The sequence below is a fragment of the Pandoraea sp. LA3 genome, from assembly GCF_022696215.1.
GTDB lineage: Bacteria > Pseudomonadota > Gammaproteobacteria > Burkholderiales > Burkholderiaceae > Pandoraea > Pandoraea capi.
In genome coordinates, this window is record NZ_PTPY01000022.1 from 1 (window position 1) to 24,179 (window position 24,179).

At 65.2% G+C, this 24,179-nt stretch carries 23 protein-coding genes and 1 pseudogene; 11 read left to right on the forward strand and 13 right to left on the reverse strand.

The window, feature by feature from the left end:
• The 5 genes and pseudogenes from C5N93_RS04295 to C5N93_RS04315 all read left to right on the forward strand — a co-directional run.
• Positions 1–624: pseudogene (locus C5N93_RS04295) on the forward strand (NAD(P)(+) transhydrogenase (Re/Si-specific) subunit alpha); the annotation flags it as partial.
• A 10-nt stretch (positions 625–634) separates the two neighbouring features.
• A complete protein-coding gene (locus C5N93_RS04300) occupies positions 635–958 on the forward strand; it encodes an NAD(P) transhydrogenase subunit alpha (RefSeq protein ID WP_039396221.1) in 324 nt (107 codons plus the stop codon).
• The gene (locus C5N93_RS04305) at positions 955–2,397 is read left to right on the forward strand and encodes an NAD(P)(+) transhydrogenase (Re/Si-specific) subunit beta (protein ID WP_242558399.1); all 1,443 of its coding nucleotides are present in this window, start codon (positions 955–957) and stop codon (positions 2,395–2,397) included. The genes C5N93_RS04300 and C5N93_RS04305 overlap by 4 nt, the downstream gene beginning before the upstream one ends.
• Before the next feature lie 174 nt (positions 2,398–2,571).
• Positions 2,572–3,333, forward strand: a complete 762-nt coding sequence (locus C5N93_RS04310; protein ID WP_242558400.1) for a 5'-methylthioadenosine/adenosylhomocysteine nucleosidase — start codon at positions 2,572–2,574, stop codon at positions 3,331–3,333.
• A gap of 130 nt (positions 3,334–3,463) precedes the next feature.
• A complete protein-coding gene (locus C5N93_RS04315) occupies positions 3,464–4,552 on the forward strand; it encodes a hypothetical protein (RefSeq protein ID WP_242558401.1) in 1,089 nt (362 codons plus the stop codon).
• A gap of 94 nt (positions 4,553–4,646) precedes the next feature.
• Here C5N93_RS04315 and C5N93_RS04320 read toward each other — a convergent pair whose 3' ends face one another.
• The 5 genes from C5N93_RS04320 to edd all read right to left on the reverse strand — a co-directional run bounded on the left by C5N93_RS04320 (position 4,647) and on the right by edd (position 10,714).
• On the reverse strand, positions 4,647–5,981 hold the full coding sequence (locus tag C5N93_RS04320) for a class I SAM-dependent RNA methyltransferase (protein WP_242558402.1): 1,335 nt from the start codon (positions 5,979–5,981) through the stop codon (positions 4,647–4,649).
• Between the two features lie 49 nt (positions 5,982–6,030).
• Positions 6,031–6,564 carry a gluconokinase gene (locus C5N93_RS04325; RefSeq protein WP_242558403.1) on the reverse strand — a complete coding sequence of 178 codons (534 nt, stop codon included), beginning with the start codon at positions 6,562–6,564 and terminating at the stop codon, positions 6,031–6,033.
• An 85-nt stretch (positions 6,565–6,649) separates the two neighbouring features.
• Positions 6,650–8,005, reverse strand: a complete 1,356-nt coding sequence (locus tag C5N93_RS04330; protein WP_150722059.1) for a GntP family permease — start codon at positions 8,003–8,005, stop codon at positions 6,650–6,652.
• 165 nt (positions 8,006–8,170) lie between these two features.
• Positions 8,171–8,797, reverse strand: a complete 627-nt coding sequence (eda, locus tag C5N93_RS04335) for a bifunctional 4-hydroxy-2-oxoglutarate aldolase/2-dehydro-3-deoxy-phosphogluconate aldolase (protein ID WP_242558404.1) — start codon at positions 8,795–8,797, stop codon at positions 8,171–8,173.
• Positions 8,798–8,881: 84 nt separating this feature from the next.
• Positions 8,882–10,714 carry a phosphogluconate dehydratase gene (gene edd / locus C5N93_RS04340; RefSeq protein WP_242558510.1) on the reverse strand — a complete coding sequence of 611 codons (1,833 nt, stop codon included), beginning with the start codon at positions 10,712–10,714 and terminating at the stop codon, positions 8,882–8,884.
• A gap of 468 nt (positions 10,715–11,182) precedes the next feature.
• On the opposite strand from edd, the gene C5N93_RS04345 reads away from it, so the two are divergent.
• The gene (locus tag C5N93_RS04345; protein ID WP_242558405.1) at positions 11,183–12,028 is read left to right on the forward strand and encodes an SIS domain-containing protein; all 846 of its coding nucleotides are present in this window, start codon (positions 11,183–11,185) and stop codon (positions 12,026–12,028) included.
• A gap of 182 nt (positions 12,029–12,210) precedes the next feature.
• On the opposite strand, the gene C5N93_RS04350 is transcribed toward C5N93_RS04345, so the two are convergent.
• The 3 genes from C5N93_RS04350 to C5N93_RS04360 form a co-directional block, all read right to left on the reverse strand.
• Positions 12,211–13,191, reverse strand: a complete 981-nt coding sequence (locus C5N93_RS04350; protein WP_242558406.1) for an NAD(P)-dependent oxidoreductase — start codon at positions 13,189–13,191, stop codon at positions 12,211–12,213.
• A gap of 111 nt (positions 13,192–13,302) precedes the next feature.
• Positions 13,303–13,923, reverse strand: a complete 621-nt coding sequence (locus C5N93_RS04355) for a 2-hydroxychromene-2-carboxylate isomerase (protein WP_242558407.1) — start codon at positions 13,921–13,923, stop codon at positions 13,303–13,305.
• A 118-nt stretch (positions 13,924–14,041) separates the two neighbouring features.
• A complete protein-coding gene (locus C5N93_RS04360; RefSeq protein ID WP_242558511.1) occupies positions 14,042–14,458 on the reverse strand; it encodes a CopD family protein in 417 nt (138 codons plus the stop codon).
• Between the two features lie 339 nt (positions 14,459–14,797).
• On the opposite strand from C5N93_RS04360, the gene ruvC reads away from it, so the two are divergent.
• The 3 genes from ruvC to C5N93_RS04375 all read left to right on the forward strand — a co-directional run bounded on the left by ruvC (position 14,798) and on the right by C5N93_RS04375 (position 17,501).
• Positions 14,798–15,340, forward strand: a complete 543-nt coding sequence (gene ruvC / locus C5N93_RS04365; protein ID WP_242558408.1) for a crossover junction endodeoxyribonuclease RuvC — start codon at positions 14,798–14,800, stop codon at positions 15,338–15,340.
• 33 nt (positions 15,341–15,373) lie between these two features.
• The gene (gene ruvB / locus C5N93_RS04370) at positions 15,374–16,447 is read left to right on the forward strand and encodes a Holliday junction branch migration DNA helicase RuvB (RefSeq protein WP_150722054.1); all 1,074 of its coding nucleotides are present in this window, start codon (positions 15,374–15,376) and stop codon (positions 16,445–16,447) included.
• A 67-nt stretch (positions 16,448–16,514) separates the two neighbouring features.
• On the forward strand, positions 16,515–17,501 hold the full coding sequence (locus C5N93_RS04375) for an oxygenase MpaB family protein (protein ID WP_069340415.1): 987 nt from the start codon (positions 16,515–16,517) through the stop codon (positions 17,499–17,501).
• A 76-nt stretch (positions 17,502–17,577) separates the two neighbouring features.
• Here the strand turns inward: C5N93_RS04375 and C5N93_RS04380 are convergent, their stop codons facing one another.
• From C5N93_RS04380 to tyrS, 4 genes are all read right to left on the reverse strand, one after another.
• Entirely contained in the window at positions 17,578–18,297 is a 720-nt protein-coding gene (locus C5N93_RS04380; RefSeq protein ID WP_242558409.1) for a histidine phosphatase family protein, read from the reverse strand.
• A gap of 43 nt (positions 18,298–18,340) precedes the next feature.
• Positions 18,341–18,967: a YbhB/YbcL family Raf kinase inhibitor-like protein gene (locus C5N93_RS04385; RefSeq protein ID WP_069340021.1), complete on the reverse strand. Its 627-nt coding sequence runs from the start codon at positions 18,965–18,967 to the stop codon at positions 18,341–18,343.
• A gap of 152 nt (positions 18,968–19,119) precedes the next feature.
• The gene (gene dtd / locus C5N93_RS04390; protein WP_242558410.1) at positions 19,120–19,599 is read right to left on the reverse strand and encodes a D-aminoacyl-tRNA deacylase; all 480 of its coding nucleotides are present in this window, start codon (positions 19,597–19,599) and stop codon (positions 19,120–19,122) included.
• A 26-nt stretch (positions 19,600–19,625) separates the two neighbouring features.
• A complete protein-coding gene (gene tyrS / locus C5N93_RS04395; RefSeq protein ID WP_069340023.1) occupies positions 19,626–20,870 on the reverse strand; it encodes a tyrosine--tRNA ligase in 1,245 nt (414 codons plus the stop codon).
• Between the two features lie 202 nt (positions 20,871–21,072).
• On the opposite strand from tyrS, the gene C5N93_RS04400 reads away from it, so the two are divergent.
• Both C5N93_RS04400 and C5N93_RS04405 read left to right on the forward strand, forming a co-directional pair.
• The gene (locus C5N93_RS04400; protein WP_069340024.1) at positions 21,073–22,443 is read left to right on the forward strand and encodes a M23 family metallopeptidase; all 1,371 of its coding nucleotides are present in this window, start codon (positions 21,073–21,075) and stop codon (positions 22,441–22,443) included.
• Positions 22,444–22,557: 114 nt separating this feature from the next.
• Entirely contained in the window at positions 22,558–23,700 is a 1,143-nt protein-coding gene (locus C5N93_RS04405) for an anhydro-N-acetylmuramic acid kinase (RefSeq protein WP_242558411.1), read from the forward strand.
• 103 nt (positions 23,701–23,803) lie between these two features.
• On the opposite strand, the gene erpA is transcribed toward C5N93_RS04405, so the two are convergent.
• Positions 23,804–24,169, reverse strand: a complete 366-nt coding sequence (gene erpA / locus C5N93_RS04410; protein ID WP_039396169.1) for an iron-sulfur cluster insertion protein ErpA — start codon at positions 24,167–24,169, stop codon at positions 23,804–23,806.
• Positions 24,170–24,179 lie beyond the last annotated feature (10 nt).

Here is a 24,179-nt window from a genome sequence, read left to right on the forward strand (position 1 = left end):
CTGGGCGCTGGCGTTGCGGGCTTGCAGGCCATCGCGACGGCCAAGCGTCTGGGTGCGGTCATTGAAGCGTCGGACGTGCGTCCGGCCGTGCGCGAGCAGATCGAATCGCTCGGCGCGAAGTTCATCGACGTGCCGTTCGAGACCGACGAGGAACGTGAGATCGCCAAGGGCGTGGGTGGCTACGCGCGTCCGATGCCCGCCGAATGGCTCGCCCGTCAGGCGCAGTTGGTGCATACGCGTCTCACGCAGGCCGACATCGTCATTTCCACTGCACTGATCCCGGGGCGTGCAGCCCCGACATTGATCGCCGAAGACACCGTCAAGGCGATGAAGCCGGGCTCGGTGATCATCGACCTCGCGGCCGGACGTGGCGCGAACGGCGGCGGCAACTGCCCGCTGTCGGTGGCTGACGAAGTGGTCAAGGTCCACGGCGTGACCATCGCCGGTTACACCAACCTCGCCGGTATGGTGGCTGCGGATGCCTCCGCGCTCTACGCTCGTAACGTGCTCGACTTCCTCAAGCTGGTGATCGACAAGGAAGGCAAGCTCGTCATCGATACCAACGACGATATCGTCGCCGCATGTCTGATGTGCCGCGACGGACAAGTGCTGCGCGCCGCATAAGGGAGAAGTCATGGAAATGATCAATCACACGGTGATCAACCTGATCATCTTCGTGCTGGCGGTGTACGTCGGCTATCACGTGGTGTGGAACGTCACGCCTGCACTGCACACGCCGCTCATGGCGGTGACCAACGCGATCTCGGCCATCGTGATCGTCGGCGCAATGCTCGCCGCAGGCCTCACCGAAGGCAACCTCGGCAAGACGATGGGTGTCGTGGCCGTGGCACTAGCGGCGGTGAACGTGTTCGGGGGCTTCCTCGTCACGCAGCGCATGCTGGAGATGTTCAAGAAGAAAGATAAGCCCGCCAAGGCGATCGAGGGGGACAAGCAATGAGCATGAATCTCGTCACGCTGCTGTATCTGGTCGCGTCGATCTGTTTCATTCAGGCACTCAAGGGCCTGTCGAATCCGAAGATGGCACGACGCGGCAACGCGTTCGGCATGATCGGCATGGCGATTGCCGCCGTCACGACAATTGCGCTGATCTACGAGTTGCGTCGTCTGATGGGCGGTAACTACTCGGGTCTCGCGCTGATCCTCGCGGGTCTGGTGGTCGGTGGCGGTATCGGTGCCTACGTCGCTCGCAAGGTCGAGATGACGAAGATGCCGGAACTCGTCGCCGCGATGCACTCGCTGATCGGTCTGGCTGCTGTCTGTATCGCCGTGGCCGCTGTGGCGGAACCGGCGGCATTCGGCATCGTCCCGGCCGGAGAAACGTTCCTGCCGCCGGGCAACCGCATCGAGCTGTTCATCGGCACGTTCGTCGGCGCGATCACTTTCTCGGGTTCGGTCATCGCCTTCGGCAAGCTCTCGGGCAAGTACAAGTTCCGTCTGTTCCAGGGCGCGCCGGTCCAGTTCACGGGCCAGCACACGATCAATCTGCTGCTCGCCATCGCGATGCTCGGCTTCGGCGTCATCTTCTTCCTGTCGCAAAGCTGGCTGCCGTTCATCCTGATGACAGCCATCGCGTTCGTGCTCGGCGTGCTCATCATCATTCCGATTGGCGGCGCCGACATGCCGGTCGTGGTCTCGATGCTGAACTCGTACTCGGGCTGGGCGGCCGCCGGTATCGGCTTCTCGCTGAACAACCCGATGCTGATCATTGCCGGCTCGCTCGTGGGTTCGTCGGGCGCGATCCTGTCGTACATCATGTGTAAGGCGATGAACCGCTCGTTCTTCAACGTGATTCTCGGCGGCTTCGGCGCCACGCCGGGGGCTGCGGCCGCGGGTGGCGAGCAGCAGCAACGTCCGGTCAAGTCGGGCTCGCCCGACGACGCTGCATTCCTCATGAGCAACGCCGAATCGCTGGTGATCGTGCCGGGTTACGGGCTGGCCGTAGCCCGTGCACAGCATGCGCTCAAGGAACTGACCGACAAGCTCTCCGAGAAGGGCGTGAACGTGCGCTACGCGATTCACCCGGTGGCGGGTCGTATGCCGGGGCACATGAACGTGCTGCTCGCCGAAGCCGAAGTCCCCTACGATCAAGTGCTGGAAATGGACGAGATCAACGGCGAATTCGGCCAGACCGACGTGGTGCTGGTGCTCGGCGCGAACGACGTGGTGAACCCGGCGGCGAAGAACGATCCGCAATCGCCGATCGCGGGCATGCCGATTCTCGAGGCGTACAAGGCCAAGACGATCATCGTCAACAAGCGCTCGATGGCCGCCGGTTACGCCGGTCTCGACAACGAGCTGTTCTACCTCGACAAGACCATGATGGTGTTCGGCGACGCGAAGAAGGTCGTCGAAGAAATGGTCAAGGCAGTCGAGTGATGCGAGGCTGACGTCCGTGGCGTCGAATCTCGGCGCGCGGACGCTGCCGACAATGCATCACCAAGGCGACGAATTCGACGAATTGTCGTCAACGCCAGCGCCGGGCTGCACGCCATCACAGGGTGCAGCCCCGCGCTACAATGCGCGCTCATCATCGCTATCGAGTCACGCATCATGACGCTAGGCATCGTTGCCGCCCTCCACGAAGAAATCGCCGACCTGCTCGCGGAGATGGCCCCCGGCGCGCACGTCGAGCACATCGGCATGCGCGACTATCACGTGGGCAGGCTGCACGGTCACGACTGCGTCATCGTGCTCGCCCGCATCGGCAAAGTGGCGGCGGCCGCCACCACGGCTGCGCTGATTCATCGCTTCGACGTGAAGGAGATCGTCTTCACCGGCGTTGCGGGCGGCCTCGCGCACGGGCTGTCGGTCGGCGACGTGGTCATTGCCGACACGCTCACCCAGCACGACATGGATGCCAGCCCCCTCTTCCCGCGCTTCGAGATCCCGCTGCTCGGACGCGACTCGTTCTCCGCCGAATCGGCCCTGCGCGACGCCCTCGCCCAGGCCGCGCGCGACTGGCTCGCCGGGGAGATGACCGGCCAGGTGAGCGCTGTGCTGCGCGAGGAACTTCGGATGACCGCGCCGCGCGTGCACGTCGGACAGATCGCCAGCGGCGACCGGTTCGTCTCCAGCGCCGGCGAAGTCACGCTGCTGCGCAGCCACCTGCCGCAGGCGCTCGCCGTCGAGATGGAAGGGGCTGCCGTTGCACAGGTGTGTCACGAGTACGGCATTCCGTTTGCCGTAATGCGCACGCTCTCGGATGCCGCCGACGACACCGCACACGTCGACTTCCCGCGCTTTCTTCTCGACATCGCCAGCCACTATTCGCACGGCATCCTGCGGCGCTTTCTAATGTCGCGTCCCGCGTAAATCGGCCACCGAGTCGGCCACTGATCGAGCCCCATCCCCGATTGCACATTCCGACGGGAGAACTCGACATCGCCCATCGGATTCCTTCCGGACAATGGCGCCTCTCACATTGTCCGCGAGGAGATATCCGATGAACGTAGACCATCAGTCGGCTGCCGCCGCACAGCAGCCACACCCGAGCACGCCGGTCCTCGAACCCATCTACCGGTCGCTCAGTTGGGCGGACGTCGTCAACATCAGAGCGCTCAACCCCAAATGCAATCCGACGAAGGCTGCCATGCGCGATGCCGCCGTGCATCCGGACAGCGTCTTCGGACGCGAAGTCGAGCGCTACATCGGCAAGACGACGCACGGCCAACCTGCCCGTAACGCGGAACAGGCGGCGGCACTGCGACGTCTCGCGACGCTCGAAGATCACGAAGTCACACTCGACGCGCTCAGAGACACCGGGCTGCCGGGCGATCTCGCCGCCGATCTGCTGCGCCGCCTGATCCCGCGACCGACTGGCTGGACGATTTTCGAGCGACTCGCCGGCACGCCAACGCTCGACATGTGGGCACAATCCGTCCTCACCCGCGACGAGGATGCCCACGTCGCTGACGACATCCTGACGCTGCGCATTCTCCAGACGTTCGGCCACGATATCGCCGTGCCGTGGTCGCTCGACACCGCCAACCGGTGGGTGTACTTCTACAGCGCCACCGCCGACGCCAACGGCAGCCTCGCGCGAGTGCTCGACATCGCCACGCTCGACCGTCCGCATTGCTACGCGATGCGAGACACCTGCCGCAAGGCCTATCAGGCGCTGGCCTACTGCCATTACGGCGCGGGTGGTCAAATCTGGCCGCATTGGGAAGCCACACGCGACATCTGGCAGATTCGCCCCGATCCGCGCGAAGGGCTGCTCATCGACGACATCGTGAGCCACCAGGCAATCACTTGCGACACGGAGCGCTGGCTGCGCGACGTGACGACGCTAGGCTTTCTCGACGTCGCCGGATACTCGCCGCGCACCAGCGCCGACTACGAGAGCGATTTGTCCGACCCGGAGAACGTGGCGTGCGACCCGCGCCGGGCACGGATTGCGCCGAGCGATCTGCGTGAGCGTCTGGCCGTCACGGCCCGGCATCGGCGCGCGGCGCAGCGCGCGGCACTGCCGCCGCCGCCACCGCCGCCCGTGCATCGCTCAAGCTCGGCACCCGCCGTCACGGATTGTTGACGAGCAGCGTCGCCGGCTTCCACACCGCCCGCGCAAAACAAAAGACCGGCCAATGGCCGGTCTTTTTCATGACGTCGAACAGCACGCGCGATGCTTACGCTTCGCCGTCCTGGCGCGGCGCATCGCCCTCACGTTCACCACGCTCTCCTTGCTCGCCACGCTTGCGCACGGAACCCGCGATCAGGTCGAAGCGGAACAGACGGCATTCGAGCGCGCCGTTGTACAGCGGTGTCCGACGCGACTCACGCAACCGCATCTGCCCCGGCAGGCTCATGTCTGCCGTCAGCAGGAACGCGCTCCAGCCAGTGAAGCGTTGCTTGAGCGCGTCGCCGAAGGCGCGGAAGAATGCGGCATCGACGCCGTCCGGCTGATTGCGCTGGAAGTTGCCGCCGCGATTGCCTTGCACGTCCGGCGAATAGCCGTCGTCGGCATCGCGCGGCGCACGACGGCCGCGCACTTCGATACGCTCGCCATACGGCGGGTTCGCGACGATGATCCCGGGACGATCCACCGGCGGCGACATGTCGCGGGCATCCACCTGCTTCAGACCGATGTCGCCCACGCCAGCGCGCTCCAGGTTGGCGCGCGACTTGACCAGCATGTCGCCGGAAATGTCGCTGCCGAAGATCGAGTCGGGCACGCCGCGCACACGGGCGTCGCGCTGCGCATCGCTCGCCTGCACCTTGAGCGATTGCCACGCGGTGATGTCGTAGCCCTTGAGCTTCTCGAAACCGAAGCGGCGACCTGCCCCGGCGGGTACGCCGAGCGCGATCTGCGCGGCTTCCGCGAGGAACGTGCCGCTGCCGCACATCGGGTCGTACAGCACCATGTCGGCCGCCGTATCGGTGCGCCAGCCCGCCAGACGCAGGATGCCTGCGGCGAGGTTCTCGCGCAGCGGTGCGGCCCCCTTGTCCAGACGCCAGCCGCGCTTGAATAGCGGTTCACCGGACGTATCGAGATACAGCGTGGCGTCGGTGGCGGTCAGGAAGGCGAACACGCGCACATCGGGCTGCGTGGTATCGATGTTCGGACGCGCCCCGGTCTTCTCGCGAAGGCGGTCGCACACGGCGTCCTTCACACGCAGCGTGACGAATTCGAGGCTACGCACCGGCGCCTTGATGCCGGTGACGTCGACACGCAGCGTCTGCTGATAGCCGAACCAGTCTTCCCAGCGCTGACGCAGGGCGAATTCGTAGATGTCCTGTTCGGTGCGATAGCCCTGCTGGGCCACGCGCAGCAGCACGCGGCTCGCAATGCGCGAATGCAGGTTGGCGGCCATGCCGGCCGCCCACGGACCGGCGAAATGCACGCCACCGGGCACCTGTTTGCCCACCGAGATCGGGGCGAGACGCCCCATTTCTGCCAGTTCGGCGGCAAGCGCCTCTTCCAGTCCGCGAGGACAGGGCGCAAAGAATTCGAAGGAAGCCATGTTGATGCGTACGACCGGCGCGCGAAGCGCCGGTTGGGGGAATAAACCGCTATTGTACGCGCGCCGACCCGGCGGACGTCAGCGGTATGCCGCCGGGGCAGGCGGCGAGCTTGTGCAGGAGGGTTTCGACGATCGCCTCGGGCGATTCGCGGATGTCGATGATCAGCGCATCACGCGGCTCTTCGAGCGTGCTGAACTGGCTTTGCAGCAACGCCGGATCGAAGAAATGCCCCGAGCGCGACGCCAGACGCTCGCCGATCACTTCGGGCGCGCCCTTGAGGTAGACGAACACCACGTCGCCGTCGTGCTCGCCGAGCACATCGCGATAGCGGGCACGCAATGCCGAGCACGCGAACACGTGATGACGCCCCGCCACACGACGCGCGACGATGGCCTCGCGAATCGCGGCAAGCCACGGTGCGCGGTCCTCGTCGTTGAGCGCTTCGCCCCGTCGCATCTTCTCGATGTTCGCGGCGCTGTGAAACGAATCCGCGTCGGAAAACCCGCAGCCCAGACGGTCGGCGAGCATTTGCCCGACCGTGCTCTTGCCGCTGCCCGATACGCCCATTACCACGACGATCATGGCTCGTCTCCTTGTTCCGTGCCGGCTCGCGCCGGCGTGTTGCTCTTGCTGCATGCCCTGCCCCATCCGTACCACCTCGCTGACCTCAGACCACCGTTGCGAGGCCGAGCGTGAGCAGGAGCGCTACGACCGAGATGATCGTCTCGCAAACCGTCCACGTCTTGAAGGTCTGCGGCACGGTCATGTTGAAGTACTCCTTGACCAGCCAGAAGCCGCCGTCGTTCACGTGCGACAGAATCAGCGAACCCGCGCCCGTGGCCAGCACCATCAGTTCCGGCTTGACGGTCGCACCGGCCGCCGCCGCAATCGGGGCGACGATACCGCAGGCGGTCGTCATGGCCACCGTGGCCGAGCCCGTCGCGATACGGATCAGCACCGCCACCAGCCAGCCCAGCAGCAGCGGCGAGAGATGCGCGTTGTTCGCCACGTCGACGATCGCCTTCGACACGCCGCTGTCCATCAGGATACGCCCGAAACCGCCGCCGGCACCCACCACCAGCGTAATGGTGGCGATCGGTGCCAGACACTCGTTGGTGAACTTCAGGATCTGGTCGCGATTGAAGCCGCGTTGCTTGCCGAACGTGAAGAAGCTCACGAGCGTGGCGATGAGCAGCGCCATCACCGAGTTGCCGATCAGACGCAGGAAGTCGTTGGCGAACGTCTTCGGTGCGAAGAACAGATCGGCCCAGCTACCGATGAGCATCAGAATCACCGGCAGCAGAATCGTGAACAGCGTGATGCCGAAGCCCGGCAGCGTGTCCATCGGGCGGTCTTCGTCGACGAACTGGGCGAGCAGCGGATTGTCTGGATTGGGCACCACGTGACGCGCCATGAGCTTCGCGAACAACGGACCGGCGATGGCGGCCGTCGGAATGCCGACAATCAGCGCGTACATGATGGTGTGACCGATGTCGGCGTTGTAAGCGGTCACCGCCAGCAGCGCCGCCGGGTGCGGCGGAATCAAGCCGTGCACGACCGACAGACCGGCCACCATCGGAATCCCCACGAGCACCATCGAGGTGCCGGTGCGCTTCGCGACGTTGAACGCAATCGGGATCAGCAGCACGAAGCCGACTTCGAAGAACACCGGCAGGCCGACGATGAACGCGATCACGACCATCGCCCAGTGCACGTTCTTCTCACCGAAGAAGCCGATCAGCGTGCGCGCGATGCGCTCCGCGCCCCCGGACTCGGCCATCATCTTGCCGAGCATCGTCCCCAGACCGACCACGAGCGCAATGTGCCCCAGCGTGTTGCCCACGCCCGTCTCGAATGCCTTGACGATCCCGCCCATCGGCATGCCCACCGCCAGCCCGAGCACGAGCGAGACGACGATCAGCGTAATGAACGGGTTCAGTTTGAAACGCGCGATCATCAGAATCAGCGCGATTACCGCGACAAGCGCGTACACCAGCAGCAAGTTGCCTTGCACCGCGACCATGGGGGGTCTCCTCGTTTGGCTAGATGGGCGGATGCCCGTTGGGCTCGCGCCCGTTTATTGAAATCCTGTTATTCGATGAAGCGGGTGCTGCACGATCGTTGTGACATGAACCACGCGGGACGCCCTCGACCTGACGCCCGCGAATCAACCCTCAACCTGCAACCCTCAACCGCGCGGCAGTGCGCTCGCCGCGCGAGCGAGTCGCGTGATGCCGTCCCAATCCTTCGCGTCGACCAGCGCCTTGGGCGTCAACCACGAGCCGCCCACGCACACCACGTTCGGCTGCGCCAGATACGACGGCGCCGACTCGGCGCTGATGCCGCCCGTCGGGCAGAAACGCACGTCGCGGAACGGCCCGTACAACGCCTTGAGCATCGGCACACCGCCCGACGGTTCGGCCGGGAAGAACTTCACCGTCTCGTAGCCATCGGCGAGCGCCGCCAGAATGTCCGAGGGCGTGACCACGCCCGGCAGCAGCGGCAGGCCGGCCGCCCTGGCCGCCGCGCCCAGCGCAGGCGTGTAACCCGGCGACACGCCGAAGCGCGCACCGGCGGCCACGGCCTGCGCCATTTCTTCGGGACGCGTGAGCGTGCCCACGCCAACGATCAGTTCGTCGGACAGGCCCGCCACATGGCGGATGACGTCCATCGCCGCCGGGGTGCGCAGCGTGATTTCGAGCACTCGCACGCCGCCCGCGAGCAGCGCACGCGAGACTTGCTCGCCTTGCTCGACGTTGTCGAACTGGAGCACCGGAACCACGGGGCCGGCACGAACGATGTCATTGATGTCCATTACGTTTTCCTTGAATGCTGTGAAGTCTTGCGTTTTGCATGGTCGGCGCTTGTCATCCCTTGCGCACCTGTTGCCCGCTCGACGTCACTCAGTACTGAAGAACACGGAAGCGCCCGTCTCCGCCGCGCCCACGGCCGCACGCATGTGGCCGAAGAGCAGACGTCCGGTGTCGTCGCCCGACACAGGCACTGGCGCGATCTCACGCGCGGCCCAGTCCTGTGGCGACACCTCGGCGTGCAGCATGCCGGCGTTGGCGTCGAGCACGATCAGGTCACCGTCGCGTACCCGCGCGAGCGGGCCACCGCCGGCCGCCTCGGGCGACACGTGAATCACGGCGGGCACCTTGCCCGACGCGCCCGACATCCGGCCATCCGTCACGAGCGCCACGGCGAACCCTTCGTCCTGCAAGACACCGAGCAGCGGGGTGAGGCGATGCAGCTCGGGCATGCCATTGGCGCGCGGCCCCTGGCCACGCAACACCACGACCACGTCACGACGCAGCTCACCGGCGTCGAACGCGGCCTGGACCGCTTCCTGCGAAGTAAATACGCGTGCCGTTGCAGCCACGCGCCGATGTTCCGGCTTGACCGCCGACACCTTGATGACGCCCCGCCCCAGATTGCCGTGCATGAGCCGCAGTCCGCCATCGGGGGCGAACGGCTCGGCATGGCCGCGCAGGACGTCACGATCACCACTGTAGGCGCTCCCTGCGCGCCACGCCAGCCCTTCGGACGACAGCCACGGCTCGGCGCGATAACGAGACAGCCCCGGACCGGCCACGGTCTTGACATCCTCATGCAGCAAGCCGGCGTCGAGCAGTTCGCCCGTGAGGAAACCCATGCCGCCGGCCGCGTGGAAGTGATTCACGTCGGCCTTGCCATTCGGGTAGACGCGCGCCATGAGCGGCACGATGGCCGACAGCGCGTCGAAATCGTCCCAGTCGATGATGACGCCGGCCGCACGCGCCATCGCGACCAGGTGCAGCGTGTGGTTGGTCGAGCCGCCCGTGGCCAGCAAGCCGACAATGCCGTTGACGACGGCACGCTCGTCGACCACGTGGCCGATCGGGGTGTAGTCGGGGGTGTCCGCGCCGATGGCCAGCACGCGCGCGAGCGCCGCGTCGGTCAGTGCGTCGCGCAATTCGGTATGCGGATGCACGAACGCCGCGCCCGGCAGATGCAGGCCCATGATTTCCATGAGCAACTGATTGCTGTTGGCCGTGCCGTAGAAGGTGCACGTGCCGGCGCTGTGATACGCCTGCGATTCGGATTCGAGCAGCGCGTCGCGACCGACTTTGCCCGTGGCGTACCACTGGCGGATCCTGGCTTTTTCATCGTTCGACAGGCCGCTTGCCATCGGCCCGGCCGGCACGAAGATCGTCGGCAGATGGCCGAACTGCAAGGCCCCGATCACGAGACCCGGCACGATCTTGTCGCACACGCCGAGCATGAGCGCCGCGTCGAACATGTTGTGCGAGAGCGCAATCGCCGTGCTCATCGCGATGATTTCGCGCGAGAACAACGACAGTTCCATGCCCGCATTGCCTTGCGTCACGCCGTCGCACATCGCGGGCACACCGCCCGCCACCTGCGCCGTGGCGCCCAGCTTACGCGCGGCCTCGCGCAGACGTGTCGGATATTGCTCATACGGCTGATGCGCCGAAAGCATGTCGTTGTAGGACGTGACGATGCCCACGTTCGGGCGACGCTGCTCGCGCAGGATCAACTTGTCGTTGGCAGGCATGGCCGCGAAGCCGTGCGCGAGATTGGCACAGGACAGCGCGCCGCGCTGCGGAAAGCGCCCGGCGCTCGCGTCGATGCGGGCCAGATATGCGGTACGCGTGTCGCGGCTGCGCGCGGCGACACGGGCAGTCACCGCCAGTACGGTCGGGTGCAGGGACTTCGTTTGCTCAGACATCATGCGGAAAGATTCACGCCGGTAACCGGTTTGGGGATTGCAGTGCCCCCGACGCGTCTGCCGGGTGCGGGCCGCGCAGGCGGCGGCTCGGAGACGGATCGGGGCAATTGGGAGCGGAGTTTAGTAGAAATTCTACACACCATCAATCGAAAGACATCCGCATTCGGGGTTTTACTGAGTCATTTCCGTCACTTACGAGAGATTGTGCCGTATTGAGAAACATCAATTCATAATGTGGAATGACGTATTTCTGTAGTTTTTGTACATTCCTATCATTCAGAGGGCGGCAACGCGTGTGTGAACAAGCCGATGCCACGAGGCTTGCGGGTGCTATAGTGAGCGCCTGACCAAGCCGGGTTCGTCATGCCTGCGCCGTTATCGGCGGGTGACGTCACACCGGGCATAAGGGGGAATGACGCGGAGCGGCCATCGCTGCGCGTCTGCTTTTGTTGGTGCCTGCTGCCTGCCATGCTTAACCGAATCGAAGCCACGCTGACCCAATTGCGCCCGTCCGAGCGCAAGCTCGCGACCTACGTGCTGGACGCACCGCGCGAAGTCGTCGATCTGTCGATGAACGAACTTGCCGAGCGCGCCAACGTCAGCCAACCGACGATCGCCCGCTTCTGTCAGGCCGTCGGATGCAGCGGCTATCGCGAATTCAAGATCCGTCTGGCGCAGGGCATTGCGCAGGGGGTGCCGTTCGTTCACCGCGACGTACGGCCAGACGAGCCGGTGCCGGGCATCGCCAGCAAGGTACTCGATCGCACCATCGGCAGCCTCATGCAGGTGCGCAACAACCTCTCACCCGACAGCATCGGACAGGCGATCGACCTGCTTGCCACCGCGCGACGCATCGAGTTTTACGGCGCGGGCGCCTCGGGGATTGCCGCACAGGACATGCAGCACAAGTTCTTCCGGCTCGGCGTGCCCGCCGTGGCGTACAACGACCCGCACGTCTACGGGATGTCGGCCGCTTTGCTCGGGCAAGGGGACGTGGTCGTCGCCATCTCGAACACGGGACGCACGCAGGACTTGCTCGAAGCCACGTCGCTCGCGCGCACGGCGGGCGCCAGTGTGATCGCCATCACGCACAGCAATTCACCGCTGGCGCGACAGGCGACGGTGGCGCTCTTTGCCGACGTCGACGAAGACACCGACGTGTATTCGCCGTTGACGTCGCGCATTGCGCATCTGGCCATCGGCGACGTGCTCGCCGTCGGGATGGCGCTACGGCTCGGCGACCGCCTGCCCTCGCAACTGGCGCGCGCGAAGGAAGTCATCAATCGCCGGCGCACGGCGAACGACAGGAAGTGAAGCGCATCGCCGCGAAACACAAAATGCGAGGCGCGAAGCGCACGGATCTCAGCAAAATAAAATGACGAAGGGCGGAGCCTGCGACAGCACTCCGCCCTTCGTCATTTTTCGCCTTAGCGCGACGTCGATCGACGTCGCCGCTTCGGCAAGCTGACCGTCATCCGGTCATCAATCGCATCCGCTCATTGCTGGCGCGCTTGCGGATTCACCACGTTTTGCAGCGGCTTGCCGGTCAGCGCAGCGATCAGATTGTCGGCCGCGCAAGACGCCATCGCGTGACGCGTCTCGTGCGTCGCCGAGCCGATGTGCGGCAACGCCACGACATTCTTCATCTTCAGCAGCGGCGAGTCGACCGACACCGGCTCACGCTCGAACACGTCGAGACCGGCAGCGCGCAGATGACCGGAGGCCAGTGCATCGATCAACGCTGCTTCGTCGATTACCATGCCGCGCGCCGCGTTGATGAAGATTGCACCGCGCTTCATCTGCGCGAACTCCTTGGCGCCGATCAGGCGTTCGGTCGCCGGCGACAGCGGCACGAGCGTCACGACGAAATCCGATTGCGCCAGCAGGTCGGGCAGCGAACGATGTTCGGCACCGTACGCCTGCTCCGCCGCTTCGTTGCGCGAGCGGTTGCTGTACAGCACCTTCATGCCGAAGCCCAGCGCGGCACGACGCGCCACGGCGCCGCCGATGCGGCCCATGCCGACGATGCCCATGGTCTTGCCCTGCACGTCGGTACCGAAATACGCCTCACCGAGACTCGACGTCCAGCCACCGGCCTTCACCAGTTCGGCCAGCTCCACCACGCGACGCGCGCTTGCGAGCACCAGCGAGAAGACGGTGTCCGCCGTGGTTTCCGTCAGCACGTCGGGCGTGTTCATCAGCAAGATGCCGCGACGCGTGAGGTCGGGCACGTTGAACTGGTCGTAGCCCACGGAGACCGTGGCCCATGCCTTGAGCTTCGGCGCGCCGTCGAGCAGCGCAGGCGTAGCGTTCACACCCACGCCGATGGCGCCGTCCGCACGGCCGAGCGCCGCCGCGAACTCGGCGCGATTGCCATCGTTCACGCCGTTGAACTCGGTCAGCGAAAAGTGCTCGGCCAACCGCTCACGCACGTCTGGCGGCACGCCCTTGTACAACACAACTTCCGGACGACTCATGCTGCTCACTCCTTGGGGGTTGCCGCGGCCTCAGTCCGGATTCGCCGGACGGCAGCGGTCGAAATATCTGATCTGAAACGTCTGACGAGAAGAGATCGGACCAACGCAGCGTCAGGCGGTCTTGCCACTGGCCTGCGCGAAAGCGCGCTCGAGAAAATCGAGGCGGTCCTGGCCCCAGTAGGGTTCACCTTCGAAGACGAACCACGGCGCGCCGTACACACCGGCGCTCGCCGCGTCATCGGTATTCGCGTCATAGGCCGCCTGAACGCTTGCGCCGTGCGACGCGGCGAGCAGCGACTTGCCGTCGAGCGACAGGCTCTCGGCAACGGCTTGCAACGTGTCGTCGTCGGCAATGTTCTGTTCGTCGACCCAAAGCGCCTTCGATATCGCGCCGATCAGTTCGAGCGCCTTGTCGATACCGTGCGCGAGCTGCGTCGCGATCACGAGACGTGCGGACGGATCGGCCGACACCGGGAAGAACTGGGGGTTCAGGTTCATCGGCACGTCGAGATACTTCGACCAGCGCGCCAGTTCGACCAGACGATACGCCTGACGCTGCGGTGCGCGCTTGGCCAGCGGCAGCCCGCCGGAACCGTTGAAGATGCGCCCCAGATCCATCGGCTTGAGCTGGATCTGGACGTCGTAACGACGTGCCAGCGCCACGAAACGCGCATGCCCGAGATACACATAGGGCGACTGCGTCGCCACGAAATACTCGCAGGTCAGACTCACGGCAAACTCCTCTTGCTATCGGTGGTTGGCGCTTGGGATTAGCGCTTTCGCTGCATGACGACGTGTGTGATGTGTGTGATGTTCGTAACGATACGCAGAGCGGGCGGCCGCGCGCCGATCAGAACGGCTTGACGACAGCGAGGATCACCGCGCCGAGCAAGCCAAGCACCGGAATCTCGTTGAAGTAGCGATACCAGCGATGCGAGCGTGTGTTGCGTCCCGACTCGAACTTGCGCAGCAAACTGCCGCACGCGTGGTGATAGCCGATCAGCAGCACCACGATGAGCAGCTTGGCATGCAACCAGCCGCCGTAGCGGCCGATGCCGTAGTACAGCCAGAGGATCAGTCCGAAAGCGAGCGCGGGCACGGCGAGGATCGTCATGAAGCGATAGAGCTTGCGCGCCATGAGCAACAGACGCTGCGTCGCGGCCGGATCGCTCTCCATCGCGAGGTTGACGAAAATGCGCGGCAGGTAGAACAGGCCGGCAAACCACGAGGCGACGAAAACGATGTGAAGCGCTTTGATCCAGAGCATCGGGGACAGGCGGCCCGGGGGCAGGCCGTCGAATATTTTGAACAGCAAGCAATGTACAACAATCCGCCGTCGCGCGACGCGCAGCGCCCCGCGTCACTGCCCGCCAGCCCTGCGGCATATCGACGCGACCGGCCCCGGCACCCGCGTGCGCTCGCCTCACGATCCCCCCGGATTTGCCGCACACGCCCCGCCCACTGACTGTCTTGCACGACGAAACGCAGCATGACCGTCGCAGCCGTTGGCGACTTCGCGCCATGCCCCGGGGCGGCTGTGCCAGAATACGGACCATACTAGCCTTTTTGCCCCCATCGGCGCAGCCCGCCGATCACCGGCCCCCGCATGAGAATTCTTGGCATCGACCCCGGCTTGCGCGTCACCGGCTTCGGCGTGCTCGAAAAGCACGGCAACCGTCTGCAATATGTGACGAGCGGCGTCATCCGCACTGGCGACGGCGCGTTGGCCGCGCGCCTGCGCATCATCTTCGAGAGCGTGGCTGAACTGGTCGACACGTACCGGCCCGATCAGGCCGCCATCGAAAAGGTGTTCGTCAACGTCAACCCGCAATCCACACTGCTGCTCGGTCAGGCGCGCGGCGCGGCCATCACGGCGCTCTCGGTCGGCGGGCTGGAAGTCTTCGAATACACGCCGATGCAGCTCAAACAGGCGGTCGTGGGTTACGGACGCGCCCGCAAGGAGCAGGTGCAGGAGATGGTCACCCGCCTGCTCACGCTGACCGGCACGCCGGGCAAGGACGCCTCCGACGCGCTCGGCGTGGCCATCTGCCATGCCCACAACGGCGACACCTACGCCGCGCTGTCCGAGGTCGCGCCGGCGCTCGCCGCCAAGGGCCTGCGCGTCAAGCGCGGGCGACTGGTCGGCTGATCGATCGACCGTCCGAAGCGCTACAATGCAGCCATGATCGAAACCGACAAACTCGCCGCCGAGCGCATCATCGCGCCGACCCCGGCCTCGCCCAACGAAGAAGCCTTCGAGCGCGCGCTGCGCCCCAAGCTGCTCGACGAATACGTCGGCCAGCGCAAGGTGCGCGACCAGCTCGAAATCTTCATCGAAGCGGCTCGCAAGCGCTCGGAACCGCTCGACCACGTGCTGCTTTTCGGCCCGCCGGGTCTGGGCAAGACGACGCTCGCCCACATCATCGCCCGCGAAATGGGCGTGCATCTGCGCCAGACCTCCGGGCCGGTGCTCGAGCGTCCGGGCGACCTTGCTGCCCTGCTGACCAATCTCGAAGCGAACGACGTACTTTTCATCGACGAAATTCACCGGCTCTCGCCGGTCGTCGAGGAAATCCTGTACCCCGCGCTAGAGGACTACCAGATCGACATCATGATCGGCGAAGGTCCGGCGGCGCGCAGCGTCAAGCTCGATCTTCAGCCGTTCACGCTCGTGGGGGCGACGACCCGCGCCGGCATGCTGACGAACCCGCTGCGCGACCGCTTCGGGATCGTGGCACGGCTGGAGTTCTACTCGGCGGAAGAACTCGCCGGCATCGTGCGTCGTTCGGCAGGCCTGCTCGGCGCCGTGATCGCGGACGATGGCGCGTATGAGATCGCCCGCCGCGCGCGCGGCACGCCGCGTATCGCCAACCGTCTGCTGCGCCGCGTACGCGATTACGCCGAAGTGCGCGCCGATGGTCGCATCACGGCAGCCGTTGCCGATGCCGCGCTGTCGATGCTCGACGTCGACGCGGTTGGCTTCGACGTGATGGACCGCAAGCTTCTCGAAGCCGTGCTGCACAAGTTCGACGGCGGCCCGGTCGGCGTCGACAACCTCGCCGCCGCCATCGGCGAGGAGCGCGACACCATCGAAGACGTCATCGAGCCGTACCTGATCCAGCAAGGCTTCCTGCAACGCACACCGCGCGGACGCGTCGCCACGCTCGCTGCCTACCGCCACTTCGGCCTCGCCGCCCCCGGCAGCGCCCCGGAGAGCGGCTCGCTGTGGTCGCCGGACCCGACGACGGGCAAGTAAACGACGACCGGCCCCCGACACACCGCGACGTCCACGGCGACGTCTCATCGACCGACCCTCGCCCATCATGGCTTCGCACGACGACCTGCCCACACCGCCCCCGGCAACGCCCCTGCGGCCCGCCGGACCGGTGACCGGCGTGTCGGGACGTCTGCGGCACGCCATCGCCATGCGCCTCGTGAGCCTGACGTCAGGCCCGGGCGCGCCCCGTCTGAACTACGACACCCCTGACGGCGATCCCGGCCTTTTCGGCCCCGATGCCGCCTGCTGGCACGTGCACGGCGATTTCACGTCGATGATGATCGGGGGCGTGAGCGCGCTGCTGCTGCAATCGCTGCATCCGCTGGCGATGGCTGGCGTCTGGGATCACTCGACGTTCCGCGAGGACGTGATGGGGCGTCTGCGCCGGACCGCGACGTTCATCGGCGGCACGACCTTCGGCAATACGGCCGATGCCGAAGCACTGCTCGAACGCGTGCGGCGCATCCATCTTCAGGTCAAGGGCACGGCGCCGGACGGACGGTCTTACGCAGCCTACGACCCTGCGTTACTGACGTGGGTCCATGTCGCCGAGACGTCGAGCTTCCTGCGCAGTTATCTCGTCTACAAGCATCCCGCGTTCTCACGCAGCGATCAGGACCGGTATTACGCCGAAGTGGCCCGCATCGCGATCGCGCTCGGCGCGCGCGACGTGCCGACAAGCGTGGCGCAGATCGACGACTATCTCGAATCGATGCGCCCGTCGCTCGTCGCCAGCGAACGCACGGCGGAAGTCGTGCGCGTGCTGCGCAACTTGCCCGCGCCGTTCGCAGGCGCTCGCGTGTTCAGTGGATTGTTGTTTCGCGCAGGCATCGATCTGCTGCCCGACTGGTCGCAGACGATGCTCGGCTTCGACGACCGGGCGACGCTTCGCCGCCTGACGGTGCGGCCTGCCGTGCGTCATATGGCGCAGGTCGCGCGCTGGTCGATGCGCAACAGCGTGGCGCATCGTGCACGACGCCGTGCGCTCGCTACCCCGGCGGTCGTCGTCACGACGCCATCGTTGGAGCGCTAGGTTGGCGCTCGGGCAGCCGGTTAGGTTAGCCCGCTAGCCCCTTTGTCATTTAGCCTTTTAGACGCGCCTCAACGCATCACACCACGCGCGGGTCGACGCGATCGCCCGCGGCGACTTCGACGGGCTTGTCATTGCTTTCATCGCGCACGGCGTCGTCGAGATGCGTGACGTCCCCCCAGCTCAGCACCTGCCACCGCTCGCCGTCGTACGCCAGACGGTTCACGCTCGCATTGAGCAACGGGTACGCGCGCGGCTCGGTCAGTGCGAGCCCCGTCGCCAGCCGATAGCAGCAGTCCAGCACCCCGCCATGCGCGACGAGCGCCACACGCTGGCCGGCATAGTCGCCCAGCAACTGGGTGACAAAATCGGTGATGCGCGTGTAGAAACCGCGCATCGATTCACCACCAGGAATCGTGAAGTCCGGATCGCGGGTCTGCCAACGCGCGTAGTCCTGCGGAAAATCCGCCTGAATCTCATCGGGCACGCGCGTCTCGAACGCGCCGTAATGACGCTCCCGAAGACGCGCCGTGCGCACGAGCGGCAAACCACACGCCTGCGCAACAGGCTCCGCCGTCTGCACCGCACGCTGCAAGTCGCTCGTCAACACGTGATCGAACACACTGCCATGCACCGCCACCTCACGCACAATACGCTCCCCGAGCAGCACCGCCTGACGCTCGCCCTCGGCCGAGAGCGGAATGTCGGTATGCCCCTGAATCCGTTTGACACGGTTCCAGTCGGTTTCGCCGTGGCGAATCAGGGTGAGCGTGGTCGTCGTGGCGGTCGTGCGGGTCATCGATGGCAATTACGTTGGATGATGAGAAACCGGCGGCTCGCCTTCAGAGCGCCTTCGGGTTGAGCGTGTAGGTACCGGTCACGCTGGCGCTGCCCAACACATGCGGCTTGATCGCGGCGAGCACGTCGTTGCCGTCGAAACGGCCGTCGAGCGGCACGCGGGCCACGTCCAGTGCGTAGACGGTGAAGTGGTAGTGGTGAACGATCGTGTCGTTCCACGGCGGACACGGGCCGTCATAGCCGTAGTAGTCGCCCTTCATCGAGTCATCGCCCGCGAACCACGCGGTGTAGTCGTTCACGCCGTGGCGCATGCCGTCGAGCGCGTCCGGGCCGAACTTGCCGCGCGGCGTGACGTGATTGCTGTGGCTGGCCGCCGGGATCTCGCTGGCCGACGCAGGCACGTCGACGAGCACCCAGTGGAAGAAGTCGACGCGCGGCAGATCCGCCGGCACTTCACGACCTTCCTTGTTGACGTCATCGCCCTGGCTCGGCACGTCGCTGTCGGTACAGATCACGACAAACGAACGCGTGCCGGCAGGGGCATCGGACCAGGCAAGATGGGGATTCTTGTTCTGCGACAGTGCGACGTGCGACTGTGCGTCCGGTTTGCCGAAGGCGAATTGCGCGTCGATCGCGGCGTTGTCGGCAAACGAGTCACTCCAGACTTTCATCAGATACTCCCAAGCTGTGAATGTGTGATTTCGGAACCCGTCGACGGTATCACACCGTCACGAATCGCGTGCGGTCGCCCAGGGACTTCAGGACGATTCCGAGCGAATTTCGGGATGACGAGAGATCGGGCGATCGGGAGATGCCAACGATGTCAGGCGGCGTCCGGCGACGTTCGGAGCCAGAAGGTCACCGGCCCGTCGTTGACGAGCGAGACGCGCATGTGCGCCCCGAACTCACCGGTTTGCACGATGGGATGGCGCGCGCGCGCCTGCGTCACGAAATGATCGAAGAGGCGTTTGCCGTCGGCCGGGCTGGCCGCAGGCGTGAAACTCGGCCGCGTACCGCTGTTGGTATCGGCCGCGAGCGTGAACTGCGAGACGAGCAGCAAACCGCCCGCCGTGCCCGTGCCGTCGGTCTTGCCGTCGAGACTGGACACGCTGCGGTTCATCTTGCCCGCCTCGTCGGAAAACACGCGGTAGCCGAGCAGCTTCGTGAGCAGCTTGTCTGCGCTCGCCTCGGTGTCGCCGCGCTCGGCGCACACGAGCGCGAGCAGCCCCGGGCCGATCGCGCCCACGGTGCGGCCATCGACCGTCACCGCGGCTTCGAGCACACGTTGAATGAGCGCGATCATCGCAGTCCGTCAGGAAGTGCCGACGCTCAGGCGAGCGTCACGCGCGCAAAGCGGCGCTTGCCCACTTGCACGACGTAAGTCCCGGCGTCGATCTTCGCGCCCTTGTCGGACACGACTTCGCCATCGATACGCACGCCGCCCTGTTCGATGTTGCGGTTGGCTTCCGACGTCGACGGCACGAGCCCCGCCTGCTTGAGCAGTTGAGCAATGCCCAGCGGGGCGCCATCGAGGGAAACTTCCGGAATATCGTCCGGCACGCCGCCCTTGGCGCGCGCATTGAAGTCTTCGAGCGCACGCTCGGCGTCGGCCTGCGAGTGGAAGCGCGCCACGATCTCCTGACCGAGCAGCACCTTCACGTCGCGCGGGTTGCGGCCGCCTTCGACATCCTTGCGCAGTTGGGCGATTTCTTCGAGCGAGCGGAACGACAGCAGCTCGTAGTAGCGCCACATCAGATCGTCCGAGATGCTCATCAGCTTGCCGAACATCTCGCTCGGCTTCTCGCTGATACCGATGTAGTTGTGCTTGGACTTCGACATCTTCTCGACGCCATCCAGCCCTTCGAGCAGCGGCATCGTCAGAATGCACTGCGGCTCCTGCCCGTATTGCTTCTGCAATTCACGGCCCACGAGCAGGTTGAACTTCTGATCCGTGCCGCCGAGTTCGAGATCGGACTCCAGCGCGACCGAATCGTAGCCCTGCATCAGCGGGTAGAGGAATTCGTGGATGGCGATGGGCACGCCACCCTGGAAACGCTTCGTGAAGTCTTCACGCTCGAGCATGCGCGCCATGGTGTAGCGCGAGGCAAGCTTGATCATGCCGTCTGCGCCGAGCTTCATCGACCATTCGCTGTTGTAGCGGATTTCAGTCTTTTCGCGGTCGAGCACCAGTGCCGCCTGCTCGAAATACGTCTTGGCGTTGGTCTCGATCTGCTCGCGGGTGAGCGGCGGACGCGTGCTGTTGCGGCCCGACGGATCACCGATCAGCGAGGTGAAATCGCCGATCAGGAAGATGACGGTATGCCCCAGATCCTGCAACTGGCGCATCTTGTTGAGCACCACCGTGTGGCCGATGTGAATGTCGGGCGCGGTCGGATCGAGACCCAGCTTGATGCGCAGCGGCTTGCCCGTCGCTTCGCTGCGAGCCAGCTTCTGCAGGAACTCCTCTTCGACGAGCAGTTCGTCGCAACCGCGCTTGGCAATGGCCAGGGCAGCGCGTGCGGCATCGGTCACGGGGTACTTCTTTTCCGAGGTGAGTGCGTGTTCACTTGTCATAACATCATTGTCCAGACTGCGTCGGGGGTTTCCCCTTATCCAGTCAGTAGAGGCGGAGGCAGCGGCGGGTCTGCTATAATTGCCGCTCAATTCTCGGCTCGGGCCGAAGCGACGCCGGGTTGCCCCGGAATTTCCGGCAGGCAATCTCGAAGCGTGTCGCTCCGCCCGGGCTTTTTTCGTAAGTTGCGCAGAATTTTACGTGATGTGGCCAAAACTCCGTGATTTTTTTGCGCGTGAACTGCTGACCCTGATCGATCCCACGCAGCCGAAGCACCGTCGCAGAAAGGTGCAAATCGTGGCGACGGTCGGTTCGGCCCTGACGTTGGGAATGGTGACCGCTTTCGGCGTGGCACCGATGGTGCCGGATTCGGTACGCAACGGCGCGAGCGTGACTTTGCCGCTCACCTTCCCCGACCTGGCCAAACAGATCCAGCAGCTCGACGCGCAATCCCAGACCTTTATTCATCAAGTGGCGCTACGGCGCGGCGAAACCCTCGGCGACATGCTCTCGCGGCTGTCGATCCAGGACCCCGCTGCCGAGAAGTTCATTCGTGACAATGCCGTCGCCCGGCGTCTGATCGGCGTGCCCGCAGGGCAGGTCGTGCAGGCCGAAACCGACGACGACGGCAAGCTCGTTACGCTCTCCACCGTGCTCTCGACCGGCAGCGCCGCGGCCCAGCAACTGGTGATCGAGCGTAACGACGCCGGCCGTCTGAACGCCCGCATGGAGCAGTTGGCGAACGACACCGAATGGGCCATGCGCTCCGGGGCGATTGCCGGCAACTTCTTCACCGCGATGGACGATGCGGGCGTGCCCGACGCCGTCGTCGCGCAGATGGTGAACATCTTCTCCGGCGTGATCAACTTCCAGCGCGACGTGCGCCGTGGCGACCGTTTCCGTCTCGTGTACGAAGTGGTCAAGCAGCAGGACCGCACGGTGCGCACCGGCCGCGTGCTCGCCATCGAGTTCATCAATCAGGGCAAGACGCATCAGGCGATCTGGTACGCCGATCCGCAAGGAACGTCAGACGGCGCGTACTACGGCTTCGACGGCCGCAACCTGAAGCAGGCCTTCCTGCGCACGCCGGTCGAGTTCTCACGAATTTCGTCGGCGTTCGGCGGACGTGAGCACCCGTTCCAGCACAAGTGGAAAAAGCACGAAGGCGTGGATCTTGCGGCGCCCGTCGGCACGCGCGTCTTTGCCGCCGGTGACGGCGTGGTCAAGTTCGTCGGCACGCAGAACGGTTACGGCAATCTGGTCGAAATCGAACACGCGGGCAGCTACGAGACGCGCTACGCCCACCTTTCCGGCTTCGGCCAGGGCATGAAGCCCGGCACGCGTGTCACGCAAGGTCAGGTCATCGGCTTCGTCGGCCAGACGGGCTGGGCCACCGGCCCGCACCTGCACTACGAACTGCGCCTCAAGGGCGTGCCGCGCAATCCGTTCGCAACGGATGTCGCCGCTGTCGCACCGCTCTCGGGCAATCGCCTGAAGCTGTTCGACATGTACGCCGAAAACCTGCTCAAGCGCATCGATCTGATGCGCACGGTACAAGTCGCCGAGCGCGATTAAGGTATGCTGGAGGCCGCACTGTGCGGGGATGCGCGTGATTCACGTGCCTCCCCGTGCGGTGCGCGTTACCAGGGGAATCCCCCTTCCGGCTCCTAGCTCGATCGCGTTGCGCACATGACCGACACCCGCCCCACCGCCACCGCCGCACCCGCTCACTTCATCGGCCTGATGTCCGGCACGAGTCTTGATGGCGTCGACGGCGTACTCGTCGCCGCTGCCGACGGCCGCGTGCTTGCCGAGGCCTACCTGCCGTTCCCGAACGAATTGCGCGAGACGCTGATGGTGCTGCAAGCGCCTTCCGAGAACGAACTGCATCGGGAAGCCCTGGCGGCGAATGCGTTGGTGCGCATCTATGCAGAGTGCGTGCACAAACTGCTCGAGACCGCCGGACTGTCGGCGGCCGACGTGACGGCCATCGGCGCCCATGGGCAGACGATCCGGCATCGCCCCGGCGAATTCGACGGCATCGGCTACACACGTCAACTCAACGCCCCGGCGTTGCTCGCAGAGCTGACCGGCATCGATGTCGTCGCGGACATCCGCAGCCGCGACGTAGCGGCCGGCGGACAAGGCGCGCCGCTCGTGCCTGCCTATCATCAGGCTATGTTTTCCAGCGACGGCGAGACCCGCGTCGTATGTAATCTCGGCGGCATCAGCAATGTGACGATTCTGCCTGCGGCGTCGCTGGGACAGCCGGTTTATGGCTTCGATTGCGGCCCCGGCAATGCGCTGCTCGACGGCTGGGCGGCCCGTCACATCGGTCAATCCTATGACGACGGCGGCACGTGGGCCGCGACCGGGCGCGTCGACGACGCCCTGCTCGGCGCCCTGCTCAGCGAGCCTTACTTCCGTCAGACACCCCCGAAAAGCACCGGCCGCGACCTCTTTCATGCCGCGTGGCTCGATACGCATCTCGCAAGCTTCCCAAAGGTGTCGCCGGTAGACGTTCAGACCACGCTGGTGGCGCTCACGGCACAGTGTGTCGCGCACGACGTGCTGCGCTACGCCCCGGATTGCAAGGGCTTCTATGCCTGCGGCGGCGGCACGCGTAACCAGACGCTCATGCAGGCCATCGCGGCACGCCTGCCGGGTGTGACGGTGGCCACGACGGAAGCGCTCGGCGTTCCCCCGCATCAGGTCGAGGCGCGCGCCTTCGCATGGCTCGCCGAGCGCTGTGTGGCGCGCCAGCCGGGCAACCTGCCGTCCGTGACCGGCGCGAAGGGCCCGCGCATTCTCGGTGCGATCTATCCGCGTTGAGCGCAGCGTCGGGTGCCAACGATCACGCACCGTTGTGTTGTAAACGAGAAAAGGACCCTTCCGGGTCCTTTCTCTTACTACGGTCGAACTGACGTCGCGTCGCTCAGACCGAGAACGAGGAACCGCAGCCACACGTCGTGGATGCGTTCGGGTTCTTGATCACGAACTGTGCGCCGTTGATGTCTTCCTTGTAGTCGATCTCAGCACCGACGAGGTATTGATAGCTCATCGAGTCGATCAACAGCGACACGCCGTTCTTGTCGAGCACGGTATCGTCTTCGTTGACGTCTTCATCGAAGGTGAAACCATACTGGAAGCCCGAGCAGCCGCCACCCTGCACGAAAACGCGCAGTTTCAGGTCGGGGTTGCCTTCTTCGTCGATCAATTGCTTGACCTTGTCCGCAGCGCTGTCGGTAAAGACCAGGAATGCGGGCATTTCCGTGACGGCGTCCTCAAGCAGTGCGCTCATCGCAAATCTC

What these genes read in the sequence shown, in the direction of transcription:
- C5N93_RS04300 (WP_039396221.1), top strand. Translation starts at nt 635, where the DNA reads ATGGAAATGATCAATCACACGGTGATCAACCTGATCATCTTCGTGCTG.
- C5N93_RS04305 (WP_242558399.1), top strand. Translation starts at nt 955, where the DNA reads ATGAGCATGAATCTCGTCACGCTGCTGTATCTGGTCGCGTCGATCTGT.
- C5N93_RS04310 (WP_242558400.1), top strand. Translation starts at nt 2,572, where the DNA reads ATGACGCTAGGCATCGTTGCCGCCCTCCACGAAGAAATCGCCGACCTG.
- C5N93_RS04315 (WP_242558401.1), top strand. Translation starts at nt 3,464, where the DNA reads ATGAACGTAGACCATCAGTCGGCTGCCGCCGCACAGCAGCCACACCCG.
- C5N93_RS04320 (WP_242558402.1), bottom strand. Translation starts at nt 5,981, where the DNA reads ATGGCTTCCTTCGAATTCTTTGCGCCCTGTCCTCGCGGACTGGAAGAG.
- C5N93_RS04325 (WP_242558403.1), bottom strand. Translation starts at nt 6,564, where the DNA reads ATGATCGTCGTGGTAATGGGCGTATCGGGCAGCGGCAAGAGCACGGTC.
- C5N93_RS04330 (WP_150722059.1), bottom strand. Translation starts at nt 8,005, where the DNA reads ATGGTCGCGGTGCAAGGCAACTTGCTGCTGGTGTACGCGCTTGTCGCG.
- eda (WP_242558404.1), bottom strand. Translation starts at nt 8,797, where the DNA reads ATGGACATCAATGACATCGTTCGTGCCGGCCCCGTGGTTCCGGTGCTC.
- edd (WP_242558510.1), bottom strand. Translation starts at nt 10,714, where the DNA reads ATGTCTGAGCAAACGAAGTCCCTGCACCCGACCGTACTGGCGGTGACT.
- C5N93_RS04345 (WP_242558405.1), top strand. Translation starts at nt 11,183, where the DNA reads ATGCTTAACCGAATCGAAGCCACGCTGACCCAATTGCGCCCGTCCGAG.
- C5N93_RS04350 (WP_242558406.1), bottom strand. Translation starts at nt 13,191, where the DNA reads ATGAGTCGTCCGGAAGTTGTGTTGTACAAGGGCGTGCCGCCAGACGTG.
- C5N93_RS04360 (WP_242558511.1), bottom strand. Translation starts at nt 14,458, where the DNA reads ATGCTCTGGATCAAAGCGCTTCACATCGTTTTCGTCGCCTCGTGGTTT.
- ruvC (WP_242558408.1), top strand. Translation starts at nt 14,798, where the DNA reads ATGAGAATTCTTGGCATCGACCCCGGCTTGCGCGTCACCGGCTTCGGC.
- ruvB (WP_150722054.1), top strand. Translation starts at nt 15,374, where the DNA reads ATGATCGAAACCGACAAACTCGCCGCCGAGCGCATCATCGCGCCGACC.
- C5N93_RS04375 (WP_069340415.1), top strand. Translation starts at nt 16,515, where the DNA reads ATGGCTTCGCACGACGACCTGCCCACACCGCCCCCGGCAACGCCCCTG.
- C5N93_RS04380 (WP_242558409.1), bottom strand. Translation starts at nt 18,297, where the DNA reads ATGACCCGCACGACCGCCACGACGACCACGCTCACCCTGATTCGCCAC.
- C5N93_RS04385 (WP_069340021.1), bottom strand. Translation starts at nt 18,967, where the DNA reads ATGAAAGTCTGGAGTGACTCGTTTGCCGACAACGCCGCGATCGACGCG.
- dtd (WP_242558410.1), bottom strand. Translation starts at nt 19,599, where the DNA reads ATGATCGCGCTCATTCAACGTGTGCTCGAAGCCGCGGTGACGGTCGAT.
- tyrS (WP_069340023.1), bottom strand. Translation starts at nt 20,870, where the DNA reads ATGACAAGTGAACACGCACTCACCTCGGAAAAGAAGTACCCCGTGACC.
- C5N93_RS04400 (WP_069340024.1), top strand. Translation starts at nt 21,073, where the DNA reads ATGTGGCCAAAACTCCGTGATTTTTTTGCGCGTGAACTGCTGACCCTG.
- C5N93_RS04405 (WP_242558411.1), top strand. Translation starts at nt 22,558, where the DNA reads ATGACCGACACCCGCCCCACCGCCACCGCCGCACCCGCTCACTTCATC.
- erpA (WP_039396169.1), bottom strand. Translation starts at nt 24,169, where the DNA reads ATGAGCGCACTGCTTGAGGACGCCGTCACGGAAATGCCCGCATTCCTG.